The sequence below is a fragment of the Mycobacterium sp. ABE4_509 genome, assembly GCF_056160785.1.
In genome coordinates, this window is the sequence record NZ_JBSWXU010000258.1 from 1 (window position 1) to 3,367 (window position 3,367).

4 protein-coding genes are annotated in these 3,367 nt (G+C 72.1%); all 4 read left to right on the forward strand.

The features are described from left to right. Positions 1–764, forward strand: a 764-nt coding sequence (locus ACXAID_RS27560; RefSeq protein ID WP_475025348.1) for a GlxA family transcriptional regulator, incomplete at its 5' end; no start/stop codon positions are given. Between the two features lie 21 nt (positions 765–785). Then, entirely contained in the window at positions 786–1,505 is a 720-nt protein-coding gene (locus ACXAID_RS27565) for a DJ-1/PfpI family protein (RefSeq protein ID WP_475025351.1), read from the forward strand. Positions 1,506–1,579: 74 nt separating this feature from the next. After that, positions 1,580–2,362: an alpha/beta fold hydrolase gene (locus ACXAID_RS27570; protein ID WP_475025349.1), complete on the forward strand. Its 783-nt coding sequence runs from the start codon at positions 1,580–1,582 to the stop codon at positions 2,360–2,362. A gap of 2 nt (positions 2,363–2,364) precedes the next feature. Beyond that, positions 2,365–3,367: 2-succinyl-5-enolpyruvyl-6-hydroxy-3-cyclohexene-1-carboxylic-acid synthase (menD, locus tag ACXAID_RS27575; protein WP_475025350.1), on the forward strand; the 1,003-nt coding region annotated here is incomplete at its 3' end.

Consider the following 3,367-nt stretch of genomic DNA (forward strand, 5'->3'; position numbering starts at 1 on the left):
ACCCGCAGGAGCCGGTCGACACCGTCGTGCTGCCGGGCGGCCCGGGCACCGAGGCGGCGCGCCGCGACCCGGCGCTGATCGACTGGATCACCGCAGTGTCGCCGAACGCGCGGCGGGTGGTCAGCGTGTGCACTGGTTCGGTGCTGGCCGCCGAGGCCGGGCTGCTGGACGGCTGCGTGGCCACCACGCACTGGGCCTACGCAGCCCAGATGGCCGTCGAATTCCCCGCGGTGACCGTCGATCCCGACCCGATCTTCGTGCGCAGCTCACCGCGGGTGTGGACGGCCGCGGGCGTCACCGCCGGCATCGACCTGGCGTTGTCGTTGGTCGAGGACGACCTCGGCACCGACGCCGCCCAGTCGGTGGCCCGCTACCTGGTGATGTACCTGCGCCGGCCGGGCGGGCAGACCCAGTTCGCCGCCCCGGTGTGGATGCCGCGGGCCCGTCGCCGGCCGATCCGCGAGGTTCAGGAACGTATCGAGGCAGCGCCGGGGGAGGGGCACAGCATCGCCGAGCTGGCCCGCCGCGCCGCGATGAGCCCGCGCCACTTCACCCGGGTGTTCACCGCCGAGGTCGGGGAGGCCCCGGGGTCCTACGTCGAGCGGGTGCGCACCGAGGCGGCGCGTCGTCAGCTCGAGGAGACCGACGACCCGGTCGCCGCGATCGCCGCGCGTTGCGGCTTCGGCTCGTCGGAGACGTTGCGGCGCAACTTCGTCCGTCGCCTCGGAATCTCACCGGACGCCTACCGCAAGACATTCGCCTAGAAGGAGAACACTGTGCCGTCGCTGCAGGTCGCGATCATGCTCTACCCCGGTTTCACCGCCCTGGACCTCATCGGACCCTACGAGAGCCTGCGGTGGCTGCCCGATGCCGAGGTGCGTTTCGTCTGGCACGAGCCGGGCCCGATCGCCGCGGATTCGGGCGTGCTGCTGATCGGAGCCACCCACTCGTTCGCCGAGACACCGTCGCCGGACATCATCTTGATTCCGGGCGGCTTCTCGACGATGGAGCACGCCCGCGACGAGGCGGTGCTCGACTGGGTGCGCCGGGCACATCAGAGTGCGGCGTGGACGACGTCGGTGTGTTCGGGCTCGGTGATCCTGGCCGCCGCGGGGGTGCTCGACGGCAAGCGGGCGACCTCGCACTGGGCCGCGCTGCCGGTGCTGCGGACCTTCGGGGTGCAGCCGGTCGGCGATGAACGGGTGGTGGCCGCCGACGACAGGACTGTCACCGCCGCCGGCGTCTCGGCGGGCATCGACCTGGGGTTGTGGCTGGCCGGGCGGATCGCCGGAGAGGACAAGGCCAAGGTGATCCAGCTGTCGATGGAGTACGACCCGCAGCCGCCGTTCGACTCCGGGCACATGTCGAAGGCCTCGGCGGGCACCAAGGCGGCGGCCGCGGCGATGATGGGCAAGCAGATGGCCACCCCGGCGGCGTTGAGCGCGTCGGCGGGCCTGCTCTGGGACGCCGCGTTGGAGCGGATCCGTCGCCGCCGTCGCCGCTGACTGCGAATCGGGCGCGCAACGCGACGCCACGGGTGCCTGAACGCGCCGGATTCACGATCAGTAGCGTCGGCGGCGTGAATTTGGCTTACGACGATCGCGGCTCAGGGGACCCGGTGCTGTTCATCGCAGGTCGGGGCGGCGCCGGCCGCACCTGGCACCTGCACCAGGTTCCCGCACTGACCCGCGCCGGCTATCGATGTGTGACCTTCGACAACCGCGGCATCGGCGCCACCGAGAACGCCGGCGGCTTCACCATCGAGACGATGGTCGCCGACACCGTCGAGCTGATCGAGACGCTCGGGCTGGGGCCGGTGCGCATCGTGGCGGTGTCGATGGGCTCCTACATCGCCCAGGAACTGATGGTGGCCCGCCCCGAGTTGGTGCGCTCGGCGGTGCTGATGGCCACCCGCGGGCGCCACGACCGGGCCCGGGAGGCCTTCTTTGCCGGCGAGTTGGCGCTGGCCCGCGCCGGCGTGCAGCTACCGGTCGAATACGAAGCCAAAATGCGCCTGCTGGAGAGCTTTTCACCCAAGACGCTCAACGACGACAAAGCGGTGCGGGACTGGATCGACATGTTCACCATGTGGCCGCAGAAGTCGACCCCGGGCATGCAGGCCCAGCTGTCGATCGCCCCGCACACCAGCCGGCTGCCGGCTTACCGGAGTGTGACCACCCCGGCCCTGGTCATAGGGTTCGCCGACGACATCGTGCTGCCGTCGCACCTGTCCCGCGAGGTCGCCAACGCGCTGCCCAACGCGCGTTTCCTGGAGATCCCCGGCACCGGTCACCTCGGTTTCATCGAGAAGCCCGACGCCGTCAACACCGCGATCCTCAATTTCTTCGCCGATAGTCTGTAGTGGTGAACCCCTCGACGGCGCAGGCCCGGGTGGTCGTCGACGAACTGATCCGCGGCGGCGTCCGAGACGTCGTGCTGTGCCCGGGGTCGCGCAACGCCCCGCTGGCGTTCGCGCTGCACGACGCCGACCGGGCGGGGCGGCTGCGCCTGCACGTCCGCATCGACGAACGCACCGCCGGCTTCCTGGCGATCGGGCTGGCCCAGGGCGGCGGGGCGCAGCGGGCACCGGTGTGCGTGGCGATGACGTCGGGCACCGCGGTGGCCAACCTCGGTCCCGCCGTGGTGGAGGCGAACTACGCCCGGGTGCCGCTGATCGTGCTCAGCGCCAACCGGCCCTACGAGCTGCTGGGCACCGGCGCCAACCAGACCTTCGAGCAGCTGGGCTACTTCGGCACCCAGGTGCGCGCCAACATCAGCCTCGGGCTGGCGCAGGACTCGAGGGATTCCGAGGGCATGGCCGCGCTCAACGCCCAGTGGCGGTCGGCGACCTGCCGGGTGTTGGTGGCCGCCACCGGATCCCGTAGCGCCAACGCCGGCCCGGTGCAGTTCGACATCCCGCTGCGCGAACCGCTGGTGCCCGACGCCAGCCACGACGGGCCGTACGCGCCGGACGGCCGCCCGGACGGCCGGCCGTGGACCTACACCCCGCCGGTCACGTTCGACCAGCCCCTCGACGTCGACCTGACACCCGACACCGTCGTCATCGCCGGGCACGGCGCCGGCGTGCAGCCCGGCCTCGCGCACCTGCCGACGGTCGCCGAGCCCACCGCCCCGCACGCCGAGAACCCGCTGCACCCGCTGGCGTTGCCGCTGCTGCGGCCCAAGCAGGTGATCATGCTCGGCCGGCCCACGCTGCACCGCCCGGTCTCGGCGCTGCTGGCCGACCCGTCGGTGCCGGTGTTCGCGCTGACCACCGGGCCGCGCTGGCCCGACGTGTCGGGCAACTCGCAGGCCACCGGCACCCGGGCGGTCACCTCCGGCGCGCCGTCGCCGGACTGGTTGCGCC